Origin of the sequence: Micromonospora salmantinae, from assembly GCF_022230905.1 — a bacterium.
Classification (GTDB): domain Bacteria; phylum Actinomycetota; class Actinomycetes; order Mycobacteriales; family Micromonosporaceae; genus Micromonospora; species Micromonospora salmantinae.
The window spans coordinates 79,208-103,819 of the sequence record NZ_JAKKFG010000018.1 but is presented as its reverse complement, the minus strand read 5'-3'; the positions used below and the strand labels follow the sequence as shown (position 1 = coordinate 103,819).

Sequence of the window (24,612 nt, the reverse complement as noted above, 5' to 3'; positions counted from 1 at the left end):
CCCGGTCGTCCCGCCCGCCCGATCACGCACCTCACGCCGCCGACCGGCCGCCCGAGCACGCACCTCACGCCGCCGGTCGCACGACGCCACGAGCCGGCGGCCCGACCCCTGTGGGCCGAGCCGCCGGCTCTCCGTCGCGTTGGTGGGACCGAGCACGCCGTACGGATCAGGCCGTCCGGTTGCGGTTGTACAGGGCCTTGGCCCACAGGAAGCAGCCCACTGTGATGACGGCGCACCAGACGACCGCGATGATCCCGTTGGCGCCGATCCCGGTACCCAGGAGCAGGCCGCGAAGGGTCTCCATGACGGGCGTGAAGGGCTGGTAGTCCGCGAACAACCGCACGGCGGTCGGCATGGAGTCGGTGGGGACGAACCCGCTGCCGAGGAACGGCAGGAGGATCAGCGGCATGGGCAGGTTGCTGGCCGTCTCGACACTGTCACTGACCAGACCGAGGGCGACGGACAGCCAGGTCAGCGCGAAGGTGATCATGGCGAGGACGCCGATCGCCGCGAGCCACTCGACCGCGTTGGCGTTGGGTCGGAACCCGACCAGCAGCGCCACGAGGATGACGGCCACGAGGCTGAGCATGGTCTGGACCAGGCTGCCCAGTACGTGACCCGTCAGTACCGACGGCCGGAAGATCGACATCGTGCGGAACCGGGCGATGATCCCCTCGGTCATGTCCATCGCGACCGAGATGGCGGTGCCCTGCGCGGCGCTGACCACGGTGATGAGCAGGATGCCGGGGGTGACGTAGTTGGCGTACTGGGAGCGGTCGCCGGACGGGCCGAGACCGGCGCCGAGCGTGCCGCCGAAGACGTAGACGAAGAGCAGCAGGATGATGATCGGGATGCCGATGAGCAGGAACGTCATCGACGGGTACCGCCGCATGTGCAGCAGGTTGCGCCGCAGCATGGTGCTCGAGTCGCGGACGGCGAGGGAGAGGGTGCTCATCGCGCGGGAGCCCTTTCGTGGTCGGGTCGGCCGGCCCGGGTGTCGGGCTGACCGGTGAGGGTGAGGAAGACGTCGTCGAGGTCGGGGGTGTGCACGGAGAGCCCCGCCACGCTGATCGAGGCGCGGTCGAGCTGGTCGAGCAGGGATCGCAGCGACCCGACCCCGCCGTCACTCGGCACCTGGAGGGTGAGCGCCGCGTCGTCCCGGGTGGCGGTCTCGAACGTCCGGGCCGCCGAGTCGAGACCCTCCTGGTCGGCGAACTGCAACACGACGTGGCCGCCCGGGATGAGTCGCTTGAGCTCGCGCGGCGTGCCCTCGGCGATCAGCCGGCCGTGGTCGAGGAACGCCACCCGGTCGGCGAGCTGGTCGGCCTCCTCCAGGTACTGCGTGGTGAGCAGGATGGTCACGCCCTCGGCGGCGAGTGCGCGGATGATGTGCCACATGGCCCGGCGGCTGCGGGGGTCCAGGCCGGTGGTCGGCTCGTCGAGGAAGATGACGCGGGGCTCGCCGACCAGGGTCATCGCGAGGTCGAGCCGGCGGCGCATGCCGCCGGAGTACGTGGACACCGGCTTGCCCGCCGCGTCGGTCAGGTCGAACTGGTCGAGCAGGTCGGCGATCCGCCGTCGACCGGCGGCCCTGTCCAGGTGGCACAGGTCGGCCATCAGGGTCAGGTTCTCCCGACCGGTGAGCAGGTTGTCGACGGCGGAGAACTGACCGGTGACGCCGATCAGCGCGCGTACCGCGTCGGGTTCCCGGGTCAGGTCGTGGCCGAAGACGCGGGCGTTACCGCCGTCGGCGTCGATCAGGGTGGAGAGGATCTGCACTGTGGTGGTCTTGCCGGCGCCGTTCGGACCGAGCAACGCGAAGATGGTGCCCTCGGTGATCATCAGGTCGATGCCGTTCAGCACGACCTTGTCGCCGTAGGACTTGCGCAGGTCGGTGGCGACGATCGCGGGGTTCATGGAGCTGGTCATGGTCTCCTCATTTGTGGTCGGCGGGGCGGTGGGTCAGGCGCGGCGGATCATGATGTCGCCGTAGGAGGTGTTCGCCCGGACCTCGACCGTCTCGTCGGTCTGCGCCGGGCTGTCGGTCGACTCCAACGCGTTGTGCACGCGGCCGTGCTTGGAACTGACGTCGAGCCAGGCGGCGGTCCCGCGACGGATGCCGACCTCGATCGCGCCGAAGGAGGTCTGTGCGTCGACCGCGCCGCGGGTGACCTCACCCAGCCGGAGGTTGCCGTAGGCGGTGCGCGCCGTCACCGATGCCTGCGAGGCGTCCACTGTGATGTCGCCGTAGGCCGTGTTGATCCGGACGTCGCCACCGCTGCGGCCGATCCAGCAGTCGCCGGACGAGTTCTTGATCTCGGCGGTGCCGTCGACCGCACCGATGCGCACCTTGCCGGACGATGCCTTCACCCGGGCGGAGCCCAGCACACGCTCGACCGCGACCTCGCCGTGGCTGCTGTCGATCTCCAACGGCCCGGTCTCGTCGAGACGGATGCCGCTGCCGGTCTTGATCCGACACTCGCCGAGCCGACCCTCGCAGCGGAACGCCGCCCAGGCCGCCTCGGCGTACACCCGTGACCCGGTCGGCACCTCGATCTGGACGTCGACCGACGGCCCGGGGCCGAACCCGTAGCGGCGCCAGCTCTTCGGCACCCGGATCACCAGTCGCCCGGCGGCGAACTCGACGGTGCTCTGTTCGGCGGCGCTCACGTCGGCCTTGCTCGACGGGTCGCGGGGCCGCACTGTCACCACAGTGTCGGTGCGGTCGCTCGCGGCGATCCAGGCATCGCCGATCGGCAGCTCGATCTGGACGGAAATCGGTTCTGGCGTCTCGAAAACAGGCATGGTGGTCTCCCGAACTGTGGTCGGCGGAGGTCGCCGCTGGTCAGCGGCGTGGTGGTGGAAGGGGTACGGGGAGTTAGCGGGCCCAGCCGGTGAAGTGCTGGCCGGAGGTCGGCTCAACCCGGCGGGGTGGACGACGCTGGGTGTCGCCCGCCCCGATGGCACCGGCGACGGCGCGCACCAGCCAGGCGTTGACCGAGAGCCCGGCGCGGCCGGCGGCGTCCTCGACGCTGGCCTTCAGGTGGTCGGGGAGCCGCAGGTTGATCCGCGAGGTGCCGCCCTCGTCACCGTCGGGGGCGGACACCGGCACCGCCAGCGGTGGCGGGCCACTGGGCTCGGTCGCCACCTCGGCCGGCGGGCTGGCCGGCGTCACCACGAAGTCGGGCTCGCGCCCGCGCAACCGGACGTGCACCGATCCCGGTGCGAGGTCGCGGGTGATCTCGTCGGCCGCGTCGGACAGCGCTTCGAGCAGCGTGAGACGGGTGGCCGCCTCCAACTGCGCGAAGAGTCGTTCGGCCAGCGCCCGGGCCTCCGGGTCCACGCCCTCCGCGGCCACGGCGAACTCGTTACGCAGGTTCTCGACGTATGACCTCAGCTCCATGACGCCATCATGGCACCACTTTGGCTCAGAGTGCAACAGTAATGGCTCAAGAAGGTGCCGCCACCTGGCTCCGCCGGGGGTCACCCGGCTCTCAGAGATCCCCGAAAAGCTTCCTGACCAGGTGATTCGCGTCCTCCTGGTCCAGCCCGGAGGCGACCAGGAGGTCACTGACGGTCGTCCGGACCTGTGCCACCACCACCGCACCCGAGAAGCCGACGCCGTCCCGATAGGCGTGCCCGGCCGTCCGGACCGCCCGTAGCGCCTGCTCCCGGGCCCGGTTCGGCTCGGCGCCGGCGGCGAACTGCCGCTTGAGCAGGCGGACCGCCTCGGCGAGATCGACCACCGCCGTCGGCAACGACTCCGGCACCGGCTCGCCGTCCTCGATGAGCGTCACCGATCGTCGGATCAGGGTGCCGCTGTTACGCATCGCCCGGTCGATCGGCTCCGCCGCCCGCGCATAGCGGCCCACCGGCCCGTGCCGTTGATGCCAGTACACCGGTGACAGGGTGCTCGCCTCCCGGGCGCCCTGGGTCGCCTCGACGAACGCCTTCAACCGGCCCGCGCTCTGCCGCAGCTCACTCCGGGCGGTACGGGCCCGAGCGGCGTCCCGCTCGGTCAGCGCCTCGGCGGTGGCGTCGAGCTGGGTGGCGAGGAGGTCCAACGCCGGCCGCGCGGCCCGGTTGAGCACCCGCAGCGGGTTCAGCGGCAGCAACACGGCGGTGACCAGTAGCGCCACCCCTCCCCCGACGAGCGCGTCCACGAACCGGGGGATCTCCAGATCCCGGACGGCCGGGCTGAGCGTGGCGATGAGCACCGCCGTCGCCCCGGCCTGGATAACCACCGCCGCGCTACCGGCGAGGAAGAGCGCGACGACGATCGCCAGCGTGACGATCAGGGCGAGCTGCCACCACCCGGTGCCGATCACCAGGAGGAGCAGGTCACCGATCAGCACTCCGACGGTGACACCGATGATCAGCTCGACGGTGCGACGCAACCGCTGGCCGACGGACGCGGCGAGCGTCGAGACGGCGGAGATCGGCGCGAATACCGGCTGCGACACGTGCAGCAGCGAATGCGCCACCAGCCAGGACAGCGCCGCGGCCAGACCGGCCTGTAGGGCGAGGCCGCCGATGGTTCGTACCCGACGGACCCGGTCGCGCAGCGCGGCCACCAAGCGGTCCCACCACCGGGCGACGGTCGACGGGCCCGCGTCCGCTCCGCGCCGACCGGCAGCGACCATGGCGGCACCTACCCCGCCACGACCGGATCAATCCTCGCCGGCACGGCCCGGCCGTGCTCAGCGCGAGGCGAGCGCCTTCTCGGCGTACGCCCAGAGCCGGTCGGCCGCGGCCGGGTCCAACGCGTGGGCGGCGACCCCGCCGGTGGCGTCAGGGCCACCGGGAACGACCTCGGCCTCCTGGTTGTCGTCGAAGTACCGGCCGCCGACACCGTCGAGCAGGGGTGAGCCGGCGAGCAGCACTGTGGTCGACGCGCCCTGGTCGGGCTTCTTGTAGTACTCCGCCTCGATGAGGTTGCCCGCCTCGTCCATCGCGCCCATCGCCCGCATCGTGTCGTCGTCGATGTGGCGCTGGAGGTTGGTGAAGATGTACCCGGGGTTGAGGGCGTTCGCGGTGATCCCGTCGCTGGCCCACTGGCGGGTGATGCCGACCGCGAGCAGGACCTCAGCGGTCTTCGACTGGCCGTAGGCCGACCACGGGTCGTACGGGCGCCGCTCGAACTGCGGGTCGTCGAAGTCGAAGGGTGCGGCAAGGTGTGCCCCGGAGCTGACCATCACGACCCGGGCCGCCTCGGCGGCCCGCAGATTGTCCTGCAGCCCCCGGACCAGCGCGAAGTGGCCGAGGTGGTTCGTCGCGAGCTGGAGTTCCCAGCCCACGGCGGTCAGCTGGCGGGTCGGGATCGCCATGATTCCGGCGTTGGCCACCAGCACGTCGAGCGGGCCCTGCCAGGCCGCGACGAAGGCGTCGACCGACGCCAGGTCGGCGAGATCGAGGGCGGACGACCGGACCGCGCCCACTGTGGCATCGGTGGCGAACTCCTCGGCGAGCCGGTCGGCCGCTCGAGGATTCCGGGTCGCGACGGTGACCTCGGCGCCGGCCCCGGCCAGCGCGCGCACCGTCTCCACACCGATGCCGGAGGCGCCCCCGGTGACGATCATCCGACGGCCGGTGAGGTCGACACCGTCGAGGACCTCGGCGGCGGTGGTACGGGCGTTGAACGGGGTGGTGAGGCGTGGGTTCGCTGTCATGAACCCAGGTTACGAACGCTCGGATCGGACTGCCTATAGTCTGGAGTCCTTCATACTTTCGTGAGCGTCCAGAAGAGGTGGGGATGGTGGATCCGCTGGAGGATGTGCTGGCCCTGCTCGGCGCGACGAGCCACGTCTCCGCCGGCCTGGTCGGGGGCGGACGCTGGGCCGTCGGTTTCGACCCACCGGCCGGGGCCAAGTTCAACGCCGTCCGGCGGGGCCGATGCTCGCTGCGGGTCGACGGCCACGCCGAGCCGATCAACCTCGGTACGGGCGACTGCTTCCTGCTGACCCGACCGGCGGCCTACACCCTCTTCAGCGACCCCGACGTGCCGGTCCAGCCCGCGTACCCGATCTTCGCCGCCGCCACCGACGGTGTGGCGCAGGTCGGCGACGGTGACGACGTGTTCCTCATCGGCGGCGCCTTCACCCTCGGCGGACGGGCGCGCAGCCTCCTGCTCGACAACCTGCCGCCGGTCATCCACGTGCCCGCCGACACCCCGGAGGCCGGTACCGTCCAGTGGGCCCTCGGCGAGATCGACGCGGAACTGCGATCCACGCGACTCGGCTCCCACCTCGTCGCCGAGCACCTGGCGCTGGTCCTGCTGATCCGAGTCCTGCGGCTGCACCTCGCCCGCGACGAACAGCCCACCTCCGGGTGGCTGGCCGGTCTCACCGACCCGGTGGTCGCTCCCGCGTTAGGCGCGATGCACGCGCGACCCGCGCACGCGTGGACGGTGGACGAGGTCGCCCGGGCGGCCACCGTCTCCCGATCGACGCTGGCGGCCCGATTCAAGAAGGTCGTCGGGGTGGGCCCACTGGAGTACCTGACCGGGTGGCGGATCGAACTCGCGGCCGACCGCATCCGGCGCAGCTCCGACACTGTCGCCACCATCGCCCAGGCCGTCGGATACGGCTCGGAGAGCGCGCTGAGCGTGGCCTTCAAGCGCACCACCGGCCTGTCGCCACGCGCCTACCGCACCGAGCTGGCGAAGGCGGGCCGGAACGACGTACCCGAAGCGACAGTGACCGCCGGTCGGGCCCGGCCTGGGCGGTAGCGCCCCGGCCGGCCGAGATTGAGGGCGAACGGATCGGGTAGACCCGGCTCTGCCGTCACCGCGGTCGGCTGCCCGGCGCGTGACGTCGGGTGGGTCGCGGGACAACGGCTGCGAGACGCCTCGGGGGGACATCGGATGGATCAGCGCGGTTGAGCGGGCCGGACGACTCCGGTGACGTCGTGGAGCTACGGGTGCACGGAGTCTCCGGCGCGAGCGCCGCACAGGTGCTGAACCTGCAACAGATCGGGCAGGTCGCCGGTGACCGCAATGGCGGGTTCTACCGGCCACGCCCCCGAAACTCCGACAGCACCGGCGCGCACGGGGTGACGCTTGAGGCGTACCGCTGGGGTGACCTGCCGTCCGGGACCGTGGCCCGCACCCTGGCGGTGGTCTTCCTGCTCCCCTTCATGCTTGTCAACGTCGCGATCTGGATGCGCCCGGCGAACCCGAGTTCCGAGGCGACGGTCAAGTCCCTGTGCCGGCTGCTGGCGCTCACCCTCACCGTGTTGTACGTGCTCGCCATCGCCGGCGTCGCCCTGGACCTCGTCGGTTGGAAGTGCCTGGCCTCGCCGGACTGCCTGGCCGGACGCAGTTGGTTGTCCTGGTTGGGTGGACGGCCGGTCGGACTGCGGCTGGCGGTGCTCGCGCTGGTCCCGGCCGCCGCGATCGGCCTGATCTGGCGGGTCAGCTGCCGTCCCGGCCGGACCTTCGAGGCGTTCCGGGCACCCGATCAGGGCAGCTCCACGTCTCGGCTCGGCACTGTCGGTCAGTGGGACGCCGAGCCGCTGGTGGGCCGGTTGCGCGCCATCCACGTCGCCGCGGCCTTCGCGACGCTGGATCTCGTCCTGCTGCTGGGCCGGGGCGCCGGTGACGCCTCGCCGGCCACGATCGCGCTGACGGCGATCACGGGGGTGGTCCTGACGGGCTGCGTGGGGCTGCTCTGCACACCGCCGCTGATGGACCGGGCCCCCGGCGACCAGCGGCTCGACCGGGTCACCCGCACACTCCGGACCGCTGCCATCGGGCTGACCGTGGTCGTCGTGGCACACGTGTCGACCAGCTCGCAACCCTGGCCTGAGGAGCGGGAACTCCCCGGCTACGACTCGACGCTGACTGGTCTGTTCGTGGCGCAGACGACGCTGTTGGCCGCCCTCGGCGTGGTACTGCTCTGGCACCGGAGCCGGGAACACGGCGCCACCCCGCTGTTCGGACTGGGCGCTCTCGTTGTCGCCGCCACCGGGATCAGCATGGCGGTGGCGTACTCCGCCGAACTGGTCTACCGGGTGGCGGACTTCCTGGACCGCGACGTACCGACCGGAGCGGGCATCGCCTCCGGCCCACCCCGCGCCTACACCTGGGCGATCTTCGGCTTCTTCCGGGCGGTGCTGGTCACCGCGATCATCGCCGTCCTCGTCATCCTGATCTCCCGCCGGAGTCGACGCCGGGCCGCGGCGGCGATAGTCGCGCGCGACTTCCCGGACCCGCCGGCCGAGGCAGGACCCCGGCTGCGGCAGATCCGAGACGCGATAGCCCGGGCTCGCTTCACCGAGAAGCTGGTGCCGTTGGCAGTGCTCTACGGTTGCCTCGCCGGAATCGGCACGGCCACCACCACCATCGGCCTGCTCGGGCAGGTCCCGAGCGACGTGCTCGAGCGGAACATCGGATTGCCGGCGGGCGCGATCACGTTCGCCATCGCGTTCGGTAGCTGGGTGATCGCGGCGATCATCCTCGGCCTGATCATCGGCGGCATCTTCGCGTACCGGACCGAGCCGTACCGCCGCCACATCGGTGTCCTCTGGGACCTCGGCACCTTCTGGCCCCGGGCCGCCCACCCGTTCGCGCCGCCCTGCTACTCCGAGCGGGCGGTGCCGGAACTGGCCCGCCGGATCACCTACCTCGTCGAGCGCGGCGACGCGGTGCTGCTCACCGGGCACAGCCACGGCTCGGTTCTGCTCGCCGCCACGGTGCTCCAACTGCCGCCGCAGGTCGGTGACCGGGTCGCCCTGCTCACCCACGGATCGCCGCTGCGCCGCCTCTACGCACGGCTCTTCCCCGCGTACGTCGACGACGCGGCACTGCACGAGATCGGCCGGCGGGTGGGTTGGCGCTGGGTGAACCTGTGGCGCGACACGGACCCGATCGGTGGCTGGATCTTCTCGCCGCGTCCCGCACCCGCGCCGGCCACCACCGGTGACCCGGCCGCCGCTGTGGATCGTCGACAGCGTGACCCCCGTGACGTGGTGACACCCCCCGGGGACAGCGTCGCCCCATCCATCCACGGGCACTGGCCGGGCGAGTCCGACGAGCCGTTCACCGAGGCGGTACGGGAGTTGGTGCAGCGCCTCGGTGGGCGGGCCGGTCCGCCCGGGACGCCGGGGTAGCAGGCCGGCTCAGTGTCCCCGGCCCGCCCGGGCACGCCAGTCGTCCAGGGCGATGCCGGCGAGGCGGGCACCGTCCGCCGGGACGAGCGAGCGTTCGCCCAGCTTGGCGCCGAAGTACCGGGCGTCGGGGTCGGCCACCACCGAACGACGGTCCTGTTGGTCGGCGAGGAGGGATCGGCCCAGTTCGTCGAGGCGGAACTGCTCCGGGCCGGCGACCTCGACCACGGAGTTCGTCGGCGCACCGAGCACGACCTCGGCGACCGCGGCCGCGACGTCGTCCGCGGCCATCGGCTGAATGAGCACCGGTGCGAGGTGCACGGTGTCGCCGTCCGTGGCGGTGTCGATGATGCCCTGGAGGAACTCGAAGAACTGGGTGGCATGCACCACCGAGTACGGGAGTCCGGACGCGACGATGAGCCTCTCCTGGGCGACCTTCGCGCGCATGTACCCGCTGTCCGGGATCCGGTCGCACCCCACGATGGAGAGCGCCACGTAGTGGTTCACCCCGGCGTCCGACGCGGCGGCGAGGAGCGTCCGGGTCGAGGTCTCGAAGAACTCCAGTACGGCGGCGTCCTCGAACGACGGCGAGTTCGACACGTCGACGACGACCTCGGCGTCGGTGAGCGCACCGGCCACTCCCTCACCGGTCAGGGTGTTCACGCCGGTCTTCGGCGATGCCGGCACCGCCTCGTGGCCCTGGGCGCCGAGGCGGTCCACGAGCTTGGAGCCGATGAGGCCGCTGCCCCCGATGACGACGATCTTCATGGTCGCACCACGTCCTGTCTGCACTGGGTTGAATCGTGCTGCCAACCAGTAAGACGGAAAGCGTGCGCGGATGCAGGACAATCGCCAGAGAACAGTTCGACGGAGATCAGGAGGTCGACGTGGCCACGGTGTCCCACCCGGTGTTCGCTCGGGTCTACGAGCGGCTCAGCGTCGCCATGGACCGCGCCGGCACGGCGGCGTTCCGCCGCGACCTGGTCGCCGGCCTCTCCGGGCGGGTGATCGAGATCGGCGCGGGCAACGGGCGAATGTTCGCCCACTACCCGCCGGGGGTGACAGAGGTCCTCGCTGTCGAACCGGAGCGGCGTCTGCGTGCCGCTGCCGAGCGCGCCGCGGCGGCCGCGCCGGTTCCGGTCACTGTCGTCGACGGTCTGGCCGAGGCGCTGCCCGCCGGGGACGGCGAATTCGACGCGGCGGTGGTCGCGTTGGTGTTGTGCACAGTGCCCGATCAGGTGAGCGCGTTGGCCGAGATCAGCCGGGCGCTGCGCCCCGGGGGCCAGGTGCGGTTCTTCGAGCACGTGGCCGCCGAGGAGACCACCGGCCTGCACCGCGCCCAACGACTTCTCGACGCCACACTGTGGCCGAAGCTGTTCGCCGGCTGCCACACCAACCGCGACACCGTCGCCGCCATCGGGGCGGCCGGCTTCGAAGTGGAGCAGCTGCGCAGGTTCCGTTTCCCGGCCACCAGCAACAGCCCCTCCTCCCCCTGCGTCCTCGGCCGCGCGGTCAGGCCGGTCCCGACGGTCCGGCGATAGGCCGAGATCAGCTCGACCGCTTCACCGCCCCACCCGCCCGTCGCGGAAGCGGCGAACAAGAACGCGAAGGTCGATCCAGTTCAGATAGTTACCACCCGGCTATTGTCCCATTTTGCTCTCATTTGAACACCTGACGTGATGTGGTGGTCAGCGCGCTCATCGGCGCCTTACAGGCCGTATCACGCAGGACGCCACTCGCTGGCCGTCTCCTGCGAGTAGTACCCACGGAGGGTGTTCTGTGACAGCTAAACCCAAGAATTGGCTACGGCGGCGAGTTGTCCTGCCGTCGCTCGCGGCTGGCGCAGCCGCCGCAGTGGCAGCCAGCCTGCTGCTCTTCAGCTCGACCGCCGCGAACGCGCAGGAAGCACCGGTCAACCTGGGGACGGCGGCCGACTTCTCCGTCCTGGCCGGAGCGGAGCCCACGAACACCGGCCCCAGCTTCCTGGCCCAGAGCCTCGGGCGGTTCCCCGGAAACACCGCGTCCGGCTTCGAAACGGCAACCATCGGCGGCGAGATCCACCTCGGTGACGCGGTCGCGCTCCAAGCTCAGAGCGACCTGACCATCGCCTTCAACGACGCCGCCGGCCGGACCCCGTTCACCATCCTCCCGGCGGAGCTGGGTGGCAACACGCTCAACGAAGGGGTCTACCGGATCGGGGCCGCCCAACTGACCGGACCGTTGACGCTCAACGGCCAGGGCGACCCGTCGGCCGTGTTCATCTTCCAGGTCGACTCCTCGCTGACAACGGCGTCGAACAGCAGCGTCGTCCTGATCAACGGTGCTTCGGCCTGCAACGTCTTCTGGAAGATCGGCAGCTCGGCGACGATCGGTACCGGCACCACCTTCGTGGGCACCATCATGGCCCAGGCCGCGATCACGATGGCCACGGGCGCGACCCTCCAGGGCCGCGCGCTGGCGCGCACCGAGGCCGTCACCCTCGACACCAACGTCATCACCGCACCTAACTGCGCCGGGCCGACGGGACCACCCGGACCGACCGGCCCGCCCGGGCCCACCGGTCCGCCCGGCCCGTCCGGTCCACCCGGCAGCCCCGGCGCACCCGGCAGTCCAGGAGCACCGGGTAGCCCGGGAGCACCCGGCAGTCCAGGAGCACCGGGTAGCCCGGGAGCACCTGGCGCACCAGGTAGCCCGGGAGCCCCCGGAGCACCGGGTAGCCCCGGCGCACCCGGTCCGTCCGGACCTCCCGGAGCACCCGGTGCACCTGGCAGCCCCGGTGCACCCGGCAGCCCTGGCGCACCCGGTCGACCTGGTGGCGGCGGCAAGCACCCCATCCTGCCGGTAACCGGCAGCGGTACGGTCCCGGCCATGACCGGCGTCGGAGGTGTGATGGTCGTGCTGGGCGCTGTCGCGTTCTTCCTGGCCCGGCGTCGACGCCTGGAGTCCTGATCGGTGGCCCGGCCGGTGTGATCCCGGCCGGGCCACGTCACGTCGTCGGCCCGCCCCCACCGGGAGCGGGCCGACGACGCGTTCGCCATGGACGGTCAGTCGACAAGCCCAGCTCGCGCATGGCTTCGTCCTCCCGCTCGTGGGACAGGTGGAGCAGAATCTGGCGCCGGGGGTCACCGAGGCGCACCACGTAGGTCTGTGCGAACTGCGCGCTGCCAGCCTCGCTCGGCGCAGTGTTCGCGCGGCATCAGCGGCGGGGCAGCCCGGCCAGCCAGACGTCCAGCTCCGCTGGGGAGCGCAGTAACACCACTGGCGGCGCGGACGGATCGGCCTGCCAGGCCCGCATCCGCCGTCGGGCCCGGCCGAACGCGGTGACGTGCCACACCAGGATCGAGTCCGGGGACAGCACACTGCTCAGCGACTCGCGGTTGCCGTTGCAGATCACCTCGCCGGTGATCACCCGGCGGACGGTGCGGCGAAGCAACCGCCCGAACGAACGCCATCGTGGATAGTCCAGGCCGACGACAAGGTCGGCGCGGGCCATCGGAACGTCCCGCCAGCCGTGGTACGCCCCGTCGATGATCCAGCGGTCCCGTCGGCAGACCTCCTCGATCCGGCTGCGTTGCTGGGCGACCGGCACCTCGACCCAGCCCGGTCGCCAGAGCAGATCGTCCACCGGATACCAGGGCACTCCGAGGTGTTCGGCCAACCGCGCAGCGAGCGTGGACTTGCCGGAGCCGTACACCCCGTAGACCAGGATGCGACGCGGTGCGCTCATCGCGGCAGCGTACGTCGTGAAGGAAAATCGGTTGTCGTGCCTGGCGCATCTCGGCCAGAGTGACGTCCATGACGTACTGACGGACTCCACCCCCTGCTCCGCGCCACCGGTGATGCCTCCCGGGGGCCGTGACGCCGTCCGCTTTCACGTTCGCAGCCAGAGATGAGCCCCCTTGTCCCAGCACCACCTCCCTCGGGAGCCCCTGCCCCCGTCCGCCCCGGCCACCGTCACGGTGTTCGCCTCCCCGGCGAGCTGGATCGAGTCCGATGCGCTCACACAGTGCCAACAGGTCGCCGCCCTGGACGGCATGCGGCACGTCGCCGCGATGCCGGACCTGCATCCCGGCAAGGGCGCGCCCATCGGCGCGGCCATGGCGTCGACAGTGCTGTACCCGTTCCTGGTGGGTTCCGACATCGGCTGCGGCATCGCCGTGTTTCCCATCAAGCTCAAGCGGGCCGTACCGGAACGGCTCGCCGCCCGGTTCCCCGACCTCGACCAGGCGCTCGACCCGGTACGCGACGCCGACGACCCCGCCTGGGCCGCCGTCGACTGTGCCGTTCCGGCCGGTCACCTCGACGGTCTCGGGACGGTGGGCCGGGGCAACCACTTCGTGGAGCTGGCCCGCGTCGACACCGTCTTCGACGTACGGCACGCGGGCCGGCTCGGGCTCGACGCGGGCGATCTCGTGCTGATCGTGCACAGCGGTTCCCGTGGTCTGGGCGAGCGGATCCTGCGGGCGCACACCGAGGTCCACGGCGCCGGGGCGGCGCCCGACCCCGCCGCCTACCTGGGCATGCACGACGACGCCGTGCGCTGGGGTTCGCTCAACCGCCGGGTGCTGGCCGCCCGGGTGGCGCACGCGTTGGGGGCCGAGCCCACCGCGCCGATCGTCGACCAGTGCCACAACCTGGTCGAGGTCCGGGACGGGGTCTACCTGCACCGCAAGGGCGCGGCACCGGGTGACGGGCGCGATGTCCTGATCGCCGGTACCCGGGGAACGGCGTCCTACCTGGTGGCCGCGCACGCCGGGCCGGAGGCCAACCATTCGGTGGCCCACGGCGCTGGCCGCAAGATGTCGCGCGCCGACGCCCTGCGGCGGGGCCGGGCCAAACACACGGTCGAGGAGCTACGCCGTACCCCGGTGGGTTCGCTGGTGGTGTGCGGTGACCGACAGTTGCTCTTCGAGGAGGCGCCCACGGCGTACAAGCGCATCGAGCAGGTGATCGCCGACCTGGTCGAACATCGGCTGGCCACCCCGGTGGTCAGCACGACGCCAGTGGTCACCTACAAGACGCCCGACCTCGGTTCCGCCGCCCGGCCGGACCGGCGGGGCCACCGCGGCCGGCGAGGCCGCTCGTGAGCGCGTTCCTGCTGTTGTCGGCCGGGCGTGGGCCCCAGGAGTGCGCCTGGGCACTGCGTCAACTGCTGCACCGCCTGCGGGGCGAGGGCGTCCGCCGAGGTCTGACGATCCAGCAGGTTGAGGCGGTTCCCGGTGACCGCGCCGGCACCTACCGGTCGGTGCTGATCCGGATCTCCGGCGTCGACGCCGAGGCGTTCGCGGCCTCGTGGACCGGGACGCTGTGCTGGCAGGCCCCGAGCCCGTACCGGTCGGGCATCGGCCGGAAGAACTGGTACGTCACCGCCCAGCCGCCCGAACGCGACGCTCGGCCGACGACGTTCCGCGAGGTGGACGTCGACATCGTCGCCTGCCGCACCGGCGGGCCGGGTGGTCAGCACCGGAACAAGGCCAGCACGGCGGTACGCGCGACGCACCGCCCCTCGGGCCTGGTGGTCGTGGTCGACGAGGAGCGGCAGTTCAGCCTCAACCGCCGGATCGCCCTGGACCTGCTGCGCCAGCGCATCGAGCAGGGCGACGTGGCGGCGCGGCGTGCCGTCACCACCGCCCGGTGGCGCATCCACGACGAGCTGGTTCGCGGCGATCCGGTGCGGGTGGAACGTCCGACGCACCGGTGACCGGCAGTCCAGCGACTCAGACCTGCAGCACCGCGTCCGCGAATGCCTGCGGCGCCTCCTGCGGCAGGTTGTGCCCGACACCGCCCCCGACGGTCCGGTGCTCGTACGGGCCGGTGAACTGCTTGCCGTAGACGGTGGGCTCCAGGTGCGGCGCACCGTTGGCGTCCCCCTCCAGGGAGATGCTGGGCACCGTGATCTTCGGCTTAGCGGCCAGGCGCTCCTCGATCTGCGCGTACTGCGGCTCGCCGTCGGCGAGAGCCAGCCGCCAGCGGTAGTTGTGGATGACGATGTCGACGTGGTCGGGGTTGTCGAACGCCGCCGCGCTGCGGTCGAACGTCGCGTCGTCGAACGTCCATCTGGGCGAGGCGGTGTGCCAGATCAGCTTCGCGAAGTCGCGCCGGTTCTTGTCGTACCCTTCCCGACCGCGCTCGGTGGCGAAGTAGTACTGGTACCACCACGCGAACTCCGCCTTCGGCGGCAACGGGACCGTGCCCGACTTCTGCCCGTCGATCAGGTAACCGCTCACGGAGACCAGACCTCGGCAGCGTTCGGGCCACAGCGCGGCGACGACATCGGCGGTCCGCGCGCCCCAGTCGAACCCGGCGAGCTTCGCGGTGTCGATGTCCAGGGCGTCCAGCAGAGCGATGAGGTCGAGCCCCATCGCCGCCGGTTCGCCGTTTCGCATGGTGTCGTCGGAGAGGAACCGGGTCGTGCCGTAGCCCCGCAGGTACGGGACGACGACCCGCTGGCCGGCGGCGGTGAGCAACGGCACGACGTCGGCGAAGCTGTGGATGTCGTAGGGCCACCCGTGCAGGAGGATCACCGCGTCCCCGTCAGGCGGCCCGGCGTCCACGTATCCGACGTTCAGCACACCGGCCTCGACCTGTCGCAGGTCGGTGAACCCGCCAGCGGCCCTTGCCATCGACTTCTCCCCGCGTCCGGACCTGCTCGGATGTGCCGATCACGCCCGAATCTAACGACCTGCCCGGAGCCTGAGCACCGTTCGCACAAGGACCGCTCGACGGATGCCGAGCTGGGTAAAATGCCAGCTCCGGCGAGTCCAGTGGCGGCGGAAGGTGATCGGGTGACACAGACCGAGCAACGCCCCGGGGCCGCACTCGCCCCGTTCTCGCGCTACGGCATGGTCAACTTCGCCCGATCCAACAGCCACCGGGGGCAACAGCTCTACAGTGCCGCGAGCATCGGAAACGATCCGACCAGTTGGGCCGCCGTCAACGACGGGCAGGCGGTGCTCCGGTCCCGCACTGGCATGCACGCCCTCCGCGACCCGTCCATCGTCCGCTCCCCGGAGGGGGACAGGTTCTACCTCGTCGCCACCGATCTGAACGTCGACGGCCGGGCGTACGGGTGGCGTGGCTGGGACTGGGCGCAGAGCGGCGCGAGCCGGCACATCGAGGTGTGGGAGTCCCTCGACCTGCGGACCTGGTCCGAGCAGCGACACGTGCTGGTGGCCCCGGAAGAGGCAGGCATGGCGTTCGCCCCGGAGGCCATCTGGGACGAGTCGATCGGCGCCTACGTCGTCTACTGGACCTCGTCGGTGTACGCCCCCGGCACGTACTACACACCGGATCGCACCGATCCGCGTGGCCGCTTCCCGCTCACCCGGAACCAGACCCTCTACAGCACCACGCGGGACTTCGTCACATTCACTCCAGCGCAGGTGATGTGCGGCCGGCCGCACCACGGGACGCTGGACGCGGTGATCATCCGAGACGACACGGACGGGTCGTACCACCGCTTCGTCTGCGACCGGACGGCCACCGGCGTCGGGGTCACACCGTACGTCCCCGGGTGCGGCTCGCAGGACATCTATCAGGAGCGGTCGACCGCCATCCTCGCTCCGCCGGACGACTGGGCGCTGGTGGCGAGCTGCATCACCCACCGGACGATGAACACCACCTACGCCGAAGCGCCGATGGTGGTCAAGGCGAACCCCGGTGACGTACGCGGACCGGGCTACTACCTCTGGGCCGACCAGATCTGGGCCGGGTCGCCCTCCGGTGAGCCCCTGGAGGAACAGTTGCACCCGTACTGGAGCGCGGACCTCGCGTCGGGCGACTGGACGCCGATCGACTGGAGTCGGAAGCCCGCATACGACCTGGCGAACGGCGTGCTGCGCCACGGGACCGTCTTCGCCCTCACCCAGGCGGAACATGCCGCGCTGCGGGGCGCCGACCTGACGAGCGTCGCGGTGCGGATCCCACCGACCAGGACCACGTACGCCGTCGGCGAGCCCCTCGACCGCACGGGTCTCGTGGTCACGGCCGACTACACAGACGGGGTGCGGGACGAGGTACTGGCGCACGGCCACGGCGGGTACACGGTCTCGGGGTACGACCCCACCACCGCAGGTGCGCAGACCATCAATGTGTCGTACTCGGTGGTCGGTGTGACGAGGACCGCCTCGTTCCCGGTGGAGGTTGTGGGGCCGTAGCGGGATGACCGTAGGGTGATGGCATGGCTGAGCGACCTCTGACCCTGATGGCGGTGCACGCCCACCCCGACGACGAGGCGACGAGCACCGGCGGCGTGCTCGCCCGCTATGCCGCCGAGGGGGTCACCACAGTGCTCGTGACCTGCACCGACGGGCGATGTGGGGACGGCCCGGGTGGGGTCAAGCCGGGCGATGAGGGGCACGACCCGGCCGCGGTGGTGGCGATGCGCCAGGCCGAGCTGGAGGCCAGCTGCGCCACGCTGAACGTCACCCACCTGGAGACCCTCGGCTACGCCGACTCCGGGATGATGGGCTGGCCCACCAACGACCTGCCTGGCGCGTTCTGGACGACGCCGGTGGCGGAGGCGGCGGCCCGGCTCGCCGAGCTGATTCGGCGGTACCAGCCGGACGTGATCGTCACGTACGACGAGAACGGTTTCTACGGCCACCCGGACCACATCCAGGCCCATCGGATCACCATGGCCGCCGTCGAGCAGACGGACGTTCCGGCGAAGGTCTACTGGACCACGGTGCCGCGTACGGCGTTCGCGGAGTTCGGCCGGATCATGAAGGAGCTCGGCGTCGAGTGGGCCGATCCGGACGCGGCGGCGGAGCCGGGGCCGCAGCTCGGCCTGCCCGACGACGAGATCACCACCTGGGTCGACACGAGCAAGTACGGCGCGCAGAAGTTCGACGCGCTGGCCACGCACGCCAGTCAGACCGAGAACATCTCTTCCTGCAACTGGGCCAGGAGCGGTTCACCGAGTTGATGGGCGTGGAGACCTTCGTGCGGGTCCAGGACCGGACGGGCGCGCCGACCCCCGAGGACGACCTCTTCGCCGGTCTGCGCTGACCACTCTTCCGTAGCGCCACCAGGCATCGTCGGACACCGGGTCGACGATGCCTGGTGGCGTGCGCCGCGATGACCTCACCACGCGAACCGGTCGCCGGTCGCCGGTCGCCGGTCGCCGGTCGCCGGTCGCCGGTCGCCGGTCGCCGGTCGCCGGTCGCCGGTCGCCGGTCGCCGGTCGCCGGTCGCCGAAAGTTTCGACCGCCAGCTGCTCGGCACTGGGCAGGTCATGTGATGAATTTCCGGAAGTTTTCAGCGTTGACGCCCAGACATAGATCGGCTTAACGTTTCGAGCAAGTTTCCGGTTTCCGACCGGAACTACCGGCGTCACCCCACCAGCTCGCGTCTCCACCCGACCAATACCGCACCCTCACCTCCTAGATCGACATCTATCTATTGATCGTCTGGAAGGGAAGGCACATGAAGTTGAGACAGTGGTCGACCGTCGGCCTGGTCGCCGTCGCGACCATCGCCACACTGAACACGGTGCCGGCGACCGCGAGTCGGCCGTACGACCCCACGACCCAGAGCCTCGGTACCCTCGGCCTGCGCCACGGCCTGCACGTCGGCACTGCGGTCAACATGGACGCCCTCAACGACGCCAGCGACCCGCAGTACCGCAAACTGGCCTCCGCCGAGTTCGCCTCGGTCACCGCCGAGAACGTGATGAAGTGGGAGAGCCTGGAGCCGACCCGCGGCGCCTACAACTGGGCGCCGGCCGACGAGTTCGTCGACTTCGCCAAGCGCAACCGGCAGAGCGTGCGCGGTCACGTGCTGGTCTGGCACAACCAGTTGCCCGCCTGGTTGACCAGCGGCGTCGCCGACGGCTCCATCAGCAAGCAGGAGTTGCGCGAGCTGCTGCGCAAGCACATCACCACAGTCGTGAACCGCTACAAGGGCAAGATCTGGCAGTGGGACGTGGTCAACGAGGCGGTCAGCGACCCGTGGGACACCCCGTCGACCCTGCACTACAAGGGCTTCTGGGCGCAGAACCTCGGGCCCGGCTACATCGCCGACGCGTTCCGCTGGGCGCGGGCCGCCGACCCGAAGGCCCTGCTGTTCTACAACGACTACAACATCGAGGCGTTCGGCTCGGGCAACCCGGCGGACGACAAGACCCAGTTCGTGTACGACATGACCAAGAGCCTGCGCGCCCAGGGCGTCCCGATCGACGGCGTCGGCTCCCAGGGTCACCTGGGCACCCAGTACGGCAACTTCGACACCCTCCAGGTGACCGCCGCGCTGAAGAAGTTCGGTGGGCTCGGTGTGGCGACCGCGTTCACCGAGGTCGACGTCCGCAGCCAGCTGACGGAAGGCGTCCAGGCTGGCAACTCGGAGGAGATCAACCCCCGGCTCCAGGCGTCGGCCGCGAACTTCAGCGTGCTGATGAAGGCGTGCCTCGCCGTGCGGAGCTGCCTGTCGTACACGGTCTGGGGTTTCAGTGACAACCATTCGTGGGTGCCGGGCTGGTTCGACGACCCGCCGGAGGGCCTGGCCACCATCTACGACGAGAACTACCAGCCCAAGCGGGCATACCAGGAGTTGAAGTCCGACCTGATCTTCGCAGGGCCGCCGTACGTCCTGCCCCGCATCGCACCCAGACCTCGCCGCTGACGCCCAGGGCCGTGTGGAGCTTCCCGAAGCTCCACACGGCCCGTGTGCCACCACGGACGTCGACGGTCGACTCACGTTCGGTGGTTCCGCTGTCGCCATCCGGACGCCATCGGAGGGCTGGTGCCGGATCTGCCGGTTTATTGATGGTGTTGGTGTCACTATGGCAGGCGTGGGAACTGCGAAAACTGCCATGCCTGCGATCTCGCCGCTCACCGGCGATCCCATCAAGCGGGCCGATGCCGAGCGGCTAGCGGGGGTGCTGAAGGCCTTCGCCGATCCGGCGCGACTCCGGTTGCTCAGCCTGATCCAGTCCGCGCCGGAAGGTGAGGCGTCAGTGAGTGACCTCACCGCGGCGCTCAATCTCTCCCAGCCGACGGTGAGTCATCACCTTCGGATCCTCACCGAGGCCGGCCTACTCGAACGCGACAAGCGCGGGGTCTGGGCGTACTACCGCCTGGTGCCCGCCGCGATCGCGCAGATCGCCGACCTGTTGACGCCGCCCCGGAAGCGGGCGACGAAGCGGGCCCGCTGACCGGGCCGGAAGGCCGGCTCGTCACATCCGCTCCACTGTGCGGATGCCCAGCAGGTGCAGCCCCTGCCGCAGGGTCCGGGCGGTCAGCTCGGCCAGCAGCAGCCGGCTCTCCCGCAGCTGGTCCGTGGCACGCAACACCGGGCAGCGCTCGTAGAACGCGTTGAACGCTGTCGCGAGTCGGTGCAGGTAACCGGCGAGCTGATGGAACTCGAGACTCCGCTCCAGCTCGCCGACCACCCCGGCGAAGCCGAGCAGCTCGACCGCGAGCGCCCGCTCCGCCGGCTGCGCCACCACGATGAGGGCGTCCGGCCGCACGGCGGTCCCGGCCCGCCGCAGCACTGACCGGATCCGCGCGTACGCGTACTGCAGGTAGGGCGCGGTGTTGCCGTCCAGCGCCAACATCCGCTCCCAGTCCAGGACGTAGTCCTTGGTCCGGTCGACGGACAGGTCGGCGTACTTGATGGCGCCGATGCCCACCGCGCGGCCGATCTCGTCGGCGGTCCCGGCGTCCAGATCCGGGTTCCTGCTCCGGGCCAGGTCGGTGGCACGGGCGACCGCCTCCTCCAACAGCCCGACCAGCTTCACCGACTCACCGGCCCGGCTGCGCAGCATCCGCCCGTCGGTGCCGAGGATGGACCCGAAGCCCAGGTGCTCGGCCCGGGCCGGCGGGCAGAGCCAGCCGGCCGCCTCGGCGACGGCGAACACCATCGCGAAGTGCTGCCGCTGCGGTAGGCCGACGACGTACAGCAGCCGGGTGGCGCCGAGTTCGCCGACGCGCTGCCGCAGCGCGGCCAGGTCGGTGGCCGGATAGCCGTACCCACCGTCGCTCTTGCGCACGATCAGCGGCAACGGCTCGCCGTCCCGGCCGGTGAACCCGGGCGGAAAGACGCACTCGGCCCCACCGCTGGGCAGCAGCAGCCCCAGCTGGTCCAGGTCGTCGACGACGTCCGCGAGCAGGTCGTTGTAGGCGCTCTCGCCCCGAAAGTCGGCACCGGACAACGTCACGTCGAGCAGGTCGTACACGGTCAGGAAGTACCGCTCGGACTGCGTCACCAGCAGCCGCCACAACCGGCGGGTCCGCTCGTCACCGCCCTGCAACGCGACCACCCGCAGCCGCGACCGTTCCTGGAACGCCTCGTCGGCGTCGAACTTCACCCGGGCCGCCCGGTAGAAGGTGTCCAGGTCCCCCATCGACAGGTTCTGCGCGGCTTCGGCCTCACCGAGGTCGATCAGGTGCTCGATCAGCATGCCGAACGGTGTCCCCCAGTCACCCAGGTGGTTGACCCGCACCACCCGGTGCCCGAGCCAGTCCAGCAGCCGCACCGCAGCATCACCGATGACAGTGGAGCGGAGGTGCCCGACGTGCATCTCCTTCGCCACGTTGGGCGCCGAGTAGTCGACCACCACGGTCTGCGGCGTCGCCGTCGGCGGCACGCCGAGCCGGGCGTCACCGGCCAGCCCGGATACCAGGTCGGCCAGGGCCCGGTCGGCAACCGTCAGATTGAGGAAGCCAGGCCCGGAGACCTCCGCCAACACGCCGACGTCGTCGAGCACCGCGTGCGCCAGCACCGCCGCGGCGATGTCGCGCGGCGGGCGGCCGAGCCGCCGGGCCAGCGCCAGCGCCGCGTCGGACTGGAAGTCCGCACGTGGAGACCGCCGCACCAGCGGGTCGACCGGGCTGCCGGCCACCGCCGCGAACGCCGGTGCCAGCCGGTCGGACAACAACTTTTCAAGATCCATCAGTACGCCGATCTCGCTCGGACCCACGCTGCCACGCGAGCCGTTGACGGGGAGATACGGGCGGACCGAGGACGACCAGCGAACGACCGGCGGCTCGATCCGCCGGTCGCAGGAAACAGGTCAGCGCGGGCGGGCGACGGATCGCCGGCGTCGCCCCGCACCGACCTGGACGTCACACGACAGTCCGGTGCACTGAGCGATCACGCTGGTCATGCGGGGCAGCCTAGCGGCCCGGCCGACCCGACGACACAGAAATTCCGTGGTCCGGCCGATGCCCGAGGCGTCACGTGGTCGTTTCGGTCGACTCGGGGCAGGGAACTTCCTCGGGACAGACGAGGGGTGATGATGAGCCGATACACAGCACTGCCGATGGCCCGTACGCGACGCGCGCTCGCGCTGCTCGGCACCGTCGCACTGGCCGCTGCCTGCACCGCCACCGAGGATCCGCCCGGCTCTGCCCCGGCGACCACCGCACCGGCCACCGCGTCGGCGTCAGCGCCCCCGACAGATCCGCCATCGCCGAGCGCGAGCACCCCGGTGACCATCCCGACCTCGGCCTTCGTCGAGTTGCCCGCCGAGCTGCGGAAGTCTCCGCGACGGACGACGCCCGTCGAGGAGGCACTGCCAAAGCTGTGCGGCAACGAGTTCGGCACCGGCGGCCGGCAGGTCACCGCGAGCGCCGCGATGACAGTCACCTACCAGAAGGCCGGCGAGCCCGCCAGCAACGTGCCCCAGGGGATGATCCACCAGACCATCTTCACCTTCGACGGCGACGGCGCCTCGGGTTACCTGGGCCGGCTCCGCACCGGCGTGCAGGCGTGCCCCTCCTACGACCAGTCCGGAAACCGCGTCACCGTCAAGAGTCAGGCGCTGCCCGGGGTCGGCGACGAGGCGGTGCTGCTGACCCGGACGTGGCCCGAGACGAGCCTGAACGGCGAACGCACCGGCGGCACCGCGTCCAGCCAGATCGCTGTGGCCCGCGTCGACAGCACGGTGACGGTCTTCGACGACCAGGGGTGGGAGGGCACCAGCGGCAACCCCGCCATCCTGGACCGGGTCGTCCGCGACGGCGTCCGCGCCATCGACGCCTGGCAGGGGTGATCCACCCACCCGCCACCGGCGCGGGGCTCCACCGATCGGTTCCATCCTCGGTCGAATCATGGACACCTGGACGCGAGTCGCGGTCGCGCCGGGAGACTTGGGGATCACGGTCCACAGTGGCGGGGTGCGCCCGCAGAAACCAGCCACCCGGACCATCAGCGTTGGTCGGTGGAGGAGGTCGTCATGTCGGACGCTCAGGGAACAAAGGCGCCGTGGCTCCCGCCACGGTGGTTCATCCGGCTGGCCTGGTCGGTGCACCGGGGCCTGTACCGGGTCTCCGGCAGCCGGGTCGGGCTGTGGCGACCCCGCGAGACCCGCTGGGGCACCCTGCGGCTGACCACGACCGGACGCCGCACCGGCCAGCAGCGCAGCGTCATTCTCGCGTACTTCGAGGATGGCCCGAACCTGGTCGGGGTGGCGATGAACGGGTGGGGCGAGGGCGCTCCCGCCTGGTGGCTCAACCTCCAGGCGCACCCGGACGCGTCAGTCGATCTGGTCGACGGGCGGCGGCTGGTGCGCGGTCGCGCCGCCACCGACGACGAGCGGTCGCGCCTGTGGCCACGCTGGCGCGAGGCCGACAAGAACTTCGACGCCCACGCCGCACGGCGATCGTCGGAAACCACAGTGGTGATGCTGGAGCCCAGATCGGATAGCGACGCCCCGGTGCAATGACGCAACTCGCGGCTTCCGCACCATCGGCTCCGTCTGGTTACCCGGCTGCCACGCGGGCTCAACTGCCGAACGCGAGGTAGAGACCCAGGCCGAAGTTCACCACCAGGACGATCGCGCCGACGACGGCGAACCAGCGCTGCCAAGCCGTCCACCGGACCGTCCGCTGGGACTCGACGATGCCCGCCTCCTCCACCCGCACCGCGGCGATCCTGTCCCGCTCACTGGCGTCACGGCGGCCCGCTGTCACGTCGGCGCTGAACAGGGTGACGTTGCCGCGGAGTTCCTCGGTGAGAGACCGGAGCGCCTGCGTCATCGAGTCGATCGAACCGTTGATCCTGCGCAGGTGCTCATCGTGCCCCTGTAGACGTTGCTCGATCCGGCCCGCGTCGAGACCGCGGGCGTAGGCGGCCGCCAACTCCTCCGCGTTGTCCGGGCCCGTCATCGTGGGTCCGTCGGCACCGACGACGCTGCTCCTGGCCCGCACTCGGGCGGGACCGCCGTAGCCGTCCGGCGCAAGGGCCGCCGCTGAGGCGTGGTGCTCGTGAGACGCATCCGCCACCTCCTACTGACCCCGCACCACCTGGTCCGGGTATCAGTCGTACCACTCCCAGGCCCCGAACGCCACTGCTCGGATCCGACAAAACCGCAGGTCAAGGACGTGTTCATGGCCAGCACGCGCGTAAATAACAGGTGCCTGACGGCGGCCTGGAGACAACTGCGGCGGTACGACGTCCCGAGGGCGTACATCCCGGGTGGTAGGCCCATCGGCAACTCCGGCATGACGACTCACCAGCGGTTTGCTTCCTAGGCTGCCACCCGTACCCGTCACGAGACCGAGGAGA

At 70.8% G+C, this 24,612-nt stretch carries 23 protein-coding genes; 12 read left to right on the top strand and 11 right to left on the bottom strand.

Annotated elements, in window-relative coordinates:
• Nucleotides 1–166: 166 nt before the first annotated feature.
• The 6 genes from PSH03_RS15895 to PSH03_RS15870 all read right to left on the bottom strand — a co-directional run bounded on the left by PSH03_RS15895 (nt 167) and on the right by PSH03_RS15870 (nt 5,669).
• A complete protein-coding gene (locus PSH03_RS15895) occupies nt 167–955 on the bottom strand; it encodes an ABC transporter permease (RefSeq protein ID WP_210781571.1) in 789 nt (262 codons plus the stop codon).
• The gene (locus PSH03_RS15890) at nt 952–1,929 is read right to left on the bottom strand and encodes an ATP-binding cassette domain-containing protein (protein ID WP_238689587.1); all 978 of its coding nucleotides are present in this window, start codon (nt 1,927–1,929) and stop codon (nt 952–954) included. The genes PSH03_RS15895 and PSH03_RS15890 overlap by 4 nt, the downstream gene beginning before the upstream one ends.
• 33 nt (nt 1,930–1,962) lie before the next feature.
• On the bottom strand, nt 1,963–2,805 hold the full coding sequence (locus PSH03_RS15885) for a DUF4097 family beta strand repeat-containing protein (protein ID WP_210781575.1): 843 nt from the start codon (nt 2,803–2,805) through the stop codon (nt 1,963–1,965).
• Between the two features lie 73 nt (nt 2,806–2,878).
• The gene (locus tag PSH03_RS15880) at nt 2,879–3,403 is read right to left on the bottom strand and encodes a hypothetical protein (RefSeq protein WP_210781577.1); all 525 of its coding nucleotides are present in this window, start codon (nt 3,401–3,403) and stop codon (nt 2,879–2,881) included.
• A gap of 91 nt (nt 3,404–3,494) precedes the next feature.
• Entirely contained in the window at nt 3,495–4,643 is a 1,149-nt protein-coding gene (locus PSH03_RS15875; protein WP_238689586.1) for an FUSC family protein, read from the bottom strand.
• A 57-nt stretch (nt 4,644–4,700) separates the two neighbouring features.
• Entirely contained in the window at nt 4,701–5,669 is a 969-nt protein-coding gene (locus PSH03_RS15870) for an SDR family NAD(P)-dependent oxidoreductase (RefSeq protein WP_210781580.1), read from the bottom strand.
• An 86-nt stretch (nt 5,670–5,755) separates the two neighbouring features.
• Between PSH03_RS15870 and PSH03_RS15865 the strand changes: the two genes are divergently transcribed.
• Nucleotides 5,756–6,727, top strand: coding sequence for an AraC family transcriptional regulator (locus tag PSH03_RS15865; protein WP_238689585.1), 972 nt, complete (start codon nt 5,756–5,758; stop codon nt 6,725–6,727).
• A gap of 149 nt (nt 6,728–6,876) precedes the next feature.
• Nucleotides 6,877–9,108, top strand: a complete 2,232-nt coding sequence (locus PSH03_RS15860) for a hypothetical protein (RefSeq protein WP_238689584.1) — start codon at nt 6,877–6,879, stop codon at nt 9,106–9,108.
• A gap of 9 nt (nt 9,109–9,117) precedes the next feature.
• Here PSH03_RS15860 and PSH03_RS15855 read toward each other — a convergent pair whose 3' ends face one another.
• The gene (locus PSH03_RS15855; protein WP_210781584.1) at nt 9,118–9,873 is read right to left on the bottom strand and encodes an SDR family oxidoreductase; all 756 of its coding nucleotides are present in this window, start codon (nt 9,871–9,873) and stop codon (nt 9,118–9,120) included.
• A 119-nt stretch (nt 9,874–9,992) separates the two neighbouring features.
• Between PSH03_RS15855 and PSH03_RS15850 the strand changes: the two genes are divergently transcribed.
• Nucleotides 9,993–10,646: a class I SAM-dependent methyltransferase gene (locus PSH03_RS15850; protein WP_238689583.1), complete on the top strand. Its 654-nt coding sequence runs from the start codon at nt 9,993–9,995 to the stop codon at nt 10,644–10,646.
• Nucleotides 10,647–10,959: 313 nt separating this feature from the next.
• Nucleotides 10,960–12,054, top strand: a complete 1,095-nt coding sequence (locus PSH03_RS15845) for an ice-binding family protein (RefSeq protein WP_238689582.1) — start codon at nt 10,960–10,962, stop codon at nt 12,052–12,054.
• 247 nt (nt 12,055–12,301) lie between these two features.
• Here the strand turns inward: PSH03_RS15845 and PSH03_RS15840 are convergent, their stop codons facing one another.
• Nucleotides 12,302–12,832: a P-loop NTPase family protein gene (locus tag PSH03_RS15840; protein WP_210781588.1), complete on the bottom strand. Its 531-nt coding sequence runs from the start codon at nt 12,830–12,832 to the stop codon at nt 12,302–12,304.
• Between the two features lie 172 nt (nt 12,833–13,004).
• On the opposite strand from PSH03_RS15840, the gene PSH03_RS15835 reads away from it, so the two are divergent.
• Entirely contained in the window at nt 13,005–14,192 is a 1,188-nt protein-coding gene (locus tag PSH03_RS15835) for an RNA ligase RtcB family protein (RefSeq protein WP_238689581.1), read from the top strand.
• The gene (prfH, locus tag PSH03_RS15830) at nt 14,189–14,806 is read left to right on the top strand and encodes a peptide chain release factor H (protein ID WP_238689580.1); all 618 of its coding nucleotides are present in this window, start codon (nt 14,189–14,191) and stop codon (nt 14,804–14,806) included. Before PSH03_RS15835 ends, prfH begins: the two co-directional genes overlap by 4 nt.
• 16 nt (nt 14,807–14,822) lie before the next feature.
• Here the strand turns inward: prfH and PSH03_RS15825 are convergent, their stop codons facing one another.
• Nucleotides 14,823–15,728, bottom strand: coding sequence for an alpha/beta fold hydrolase (locus PSH03_RS15825; protein WP_210781594.1), 906 nt, complete (start codon nt 15,726–15,728; stop codon nt 14,823–14,825).
• A 162-nt stretch (nt 15,729–15,890) separates the two neighbouring features.
• Here PSH03_RS15825 and PSH03_RS32895 point away from each other — a divergent pair, with 162 nt between their 5' ends.
• The 4 genes from PSH03_RS32895 to PSH03_RS15805 all read left to right on the top strand — a co-directional run bounded on the left by PSH03_RS32895 (nt 15,891) and on the right by PSH03_RS15805 (nt 20,257).
• Nucleotides 15,891–17,261, top strand: coding sequence for a bacterial Ig-like domain-containing protein (locus tag PSH03_RS32895; RefSeq protein ID WP_238689579.1), 1,371 nt, complete (start codon nt 15,891–15,893; stop codon nt 17,259–17,261).
• A gap of 23 nt (nt 17,262–17,284) precedes the next feature.
• Complete coding sequence (locus PSH03_RS15815; RefSeq protein ID WP_238689578.1) at nt 17,285–18,031, top strand: PIG-L family deacetylase; 747 nt, start codon at nt 17,285–17,287, stop codon at nt 18,029–18,031.
• Nucleotides 18,032–18,531: 500 nt separating this feature from the next.
• Nucleotides 18,532–19,725 carry an endo-1,4-beta-xylanase gene (locus PSH03_RS15810; protein ID WP_210781600.1) on the top strand — a complete coding sequence of 398 codons (1,194 nt, stop codon included), beginning with the start codon at nt 18,532–18,534 and terminating at the stop codon, nt 19,723–19,725.
• Between the two features lie 190 nt (nt 19,726–19,915).
• A complete protein-coding gene (locus tag PSH03_RS15805) occupies nt 19,916–20,257 on the top strand; it encodes an ArsR/SmtB family transcription factor (protein ID WP_112585316.1) in 342 nt (113 codons plus the stop codon).
• Between the two features lie 21 nt (nt 20,258–20,278).
• Here the strand turns inward: PSH03_RS15805 and argS are convergent, their stop codons facing one another.
• The gene (gene argS, locus PSH03_RS15800) at nt 20,279–21,997 is read right to left on the bottom strand and encodes an arginine--tRNA ligase (protein ID WP_238689593.1); all 1,719 of its coding nucleotides are present in this window, start codon (nt 21,995–21,997) and stop codon (nt 20,279–20,281) included.
• A 345-nt stretch (nt 21,998–22,342) separates the two neighbouring features.
• On the opposite strand from argS, the gene PSH03_RS15795 reads away from it, so the two are divergent.
• A complete protein-coding gene (locus tag PSH03_RS15795) occupies nt 22,343–23,098 on the top strand; it encodes a hypothetical protein (RefSeq protein WP_238689577.1) in 756 nt (251 codons plus the stop codon).
• A gap of 183 nt (nt 23,099–23,281) precedes the next feature.
• The gene (locus tag PSH03_RS15790; RefSeq protein ID WP_238689576.1) at nt 23,282–23,770 is read left to right on the top strand and encodes a nitroreductase/quinone reductase family protein; all 489 of its coding nucleotides are present in this window, start codon (nt 23,282–23,284) and stop codon (nt 23,768–23,770) included.
• Nucleotides 23,771–23,828: 58 nt separating this feature from the next.
• On the opposite strand, the gene PSH03_RS15785 is transcribed toward PSH03_RS15790, so the two are convergent.
• Nucleotides 23,829–24,212, bottom strand: a complete 384-nt coding sequence (locus tag PSH03_RS15785; protein WP_238689575.1) for a hypothetical protein — start codon at nt 24,210–24,212, stop codon at nt 23,829–23,831.
• Nucleotides 24,213–24,612: the final 400 nt, after the last annotated feature.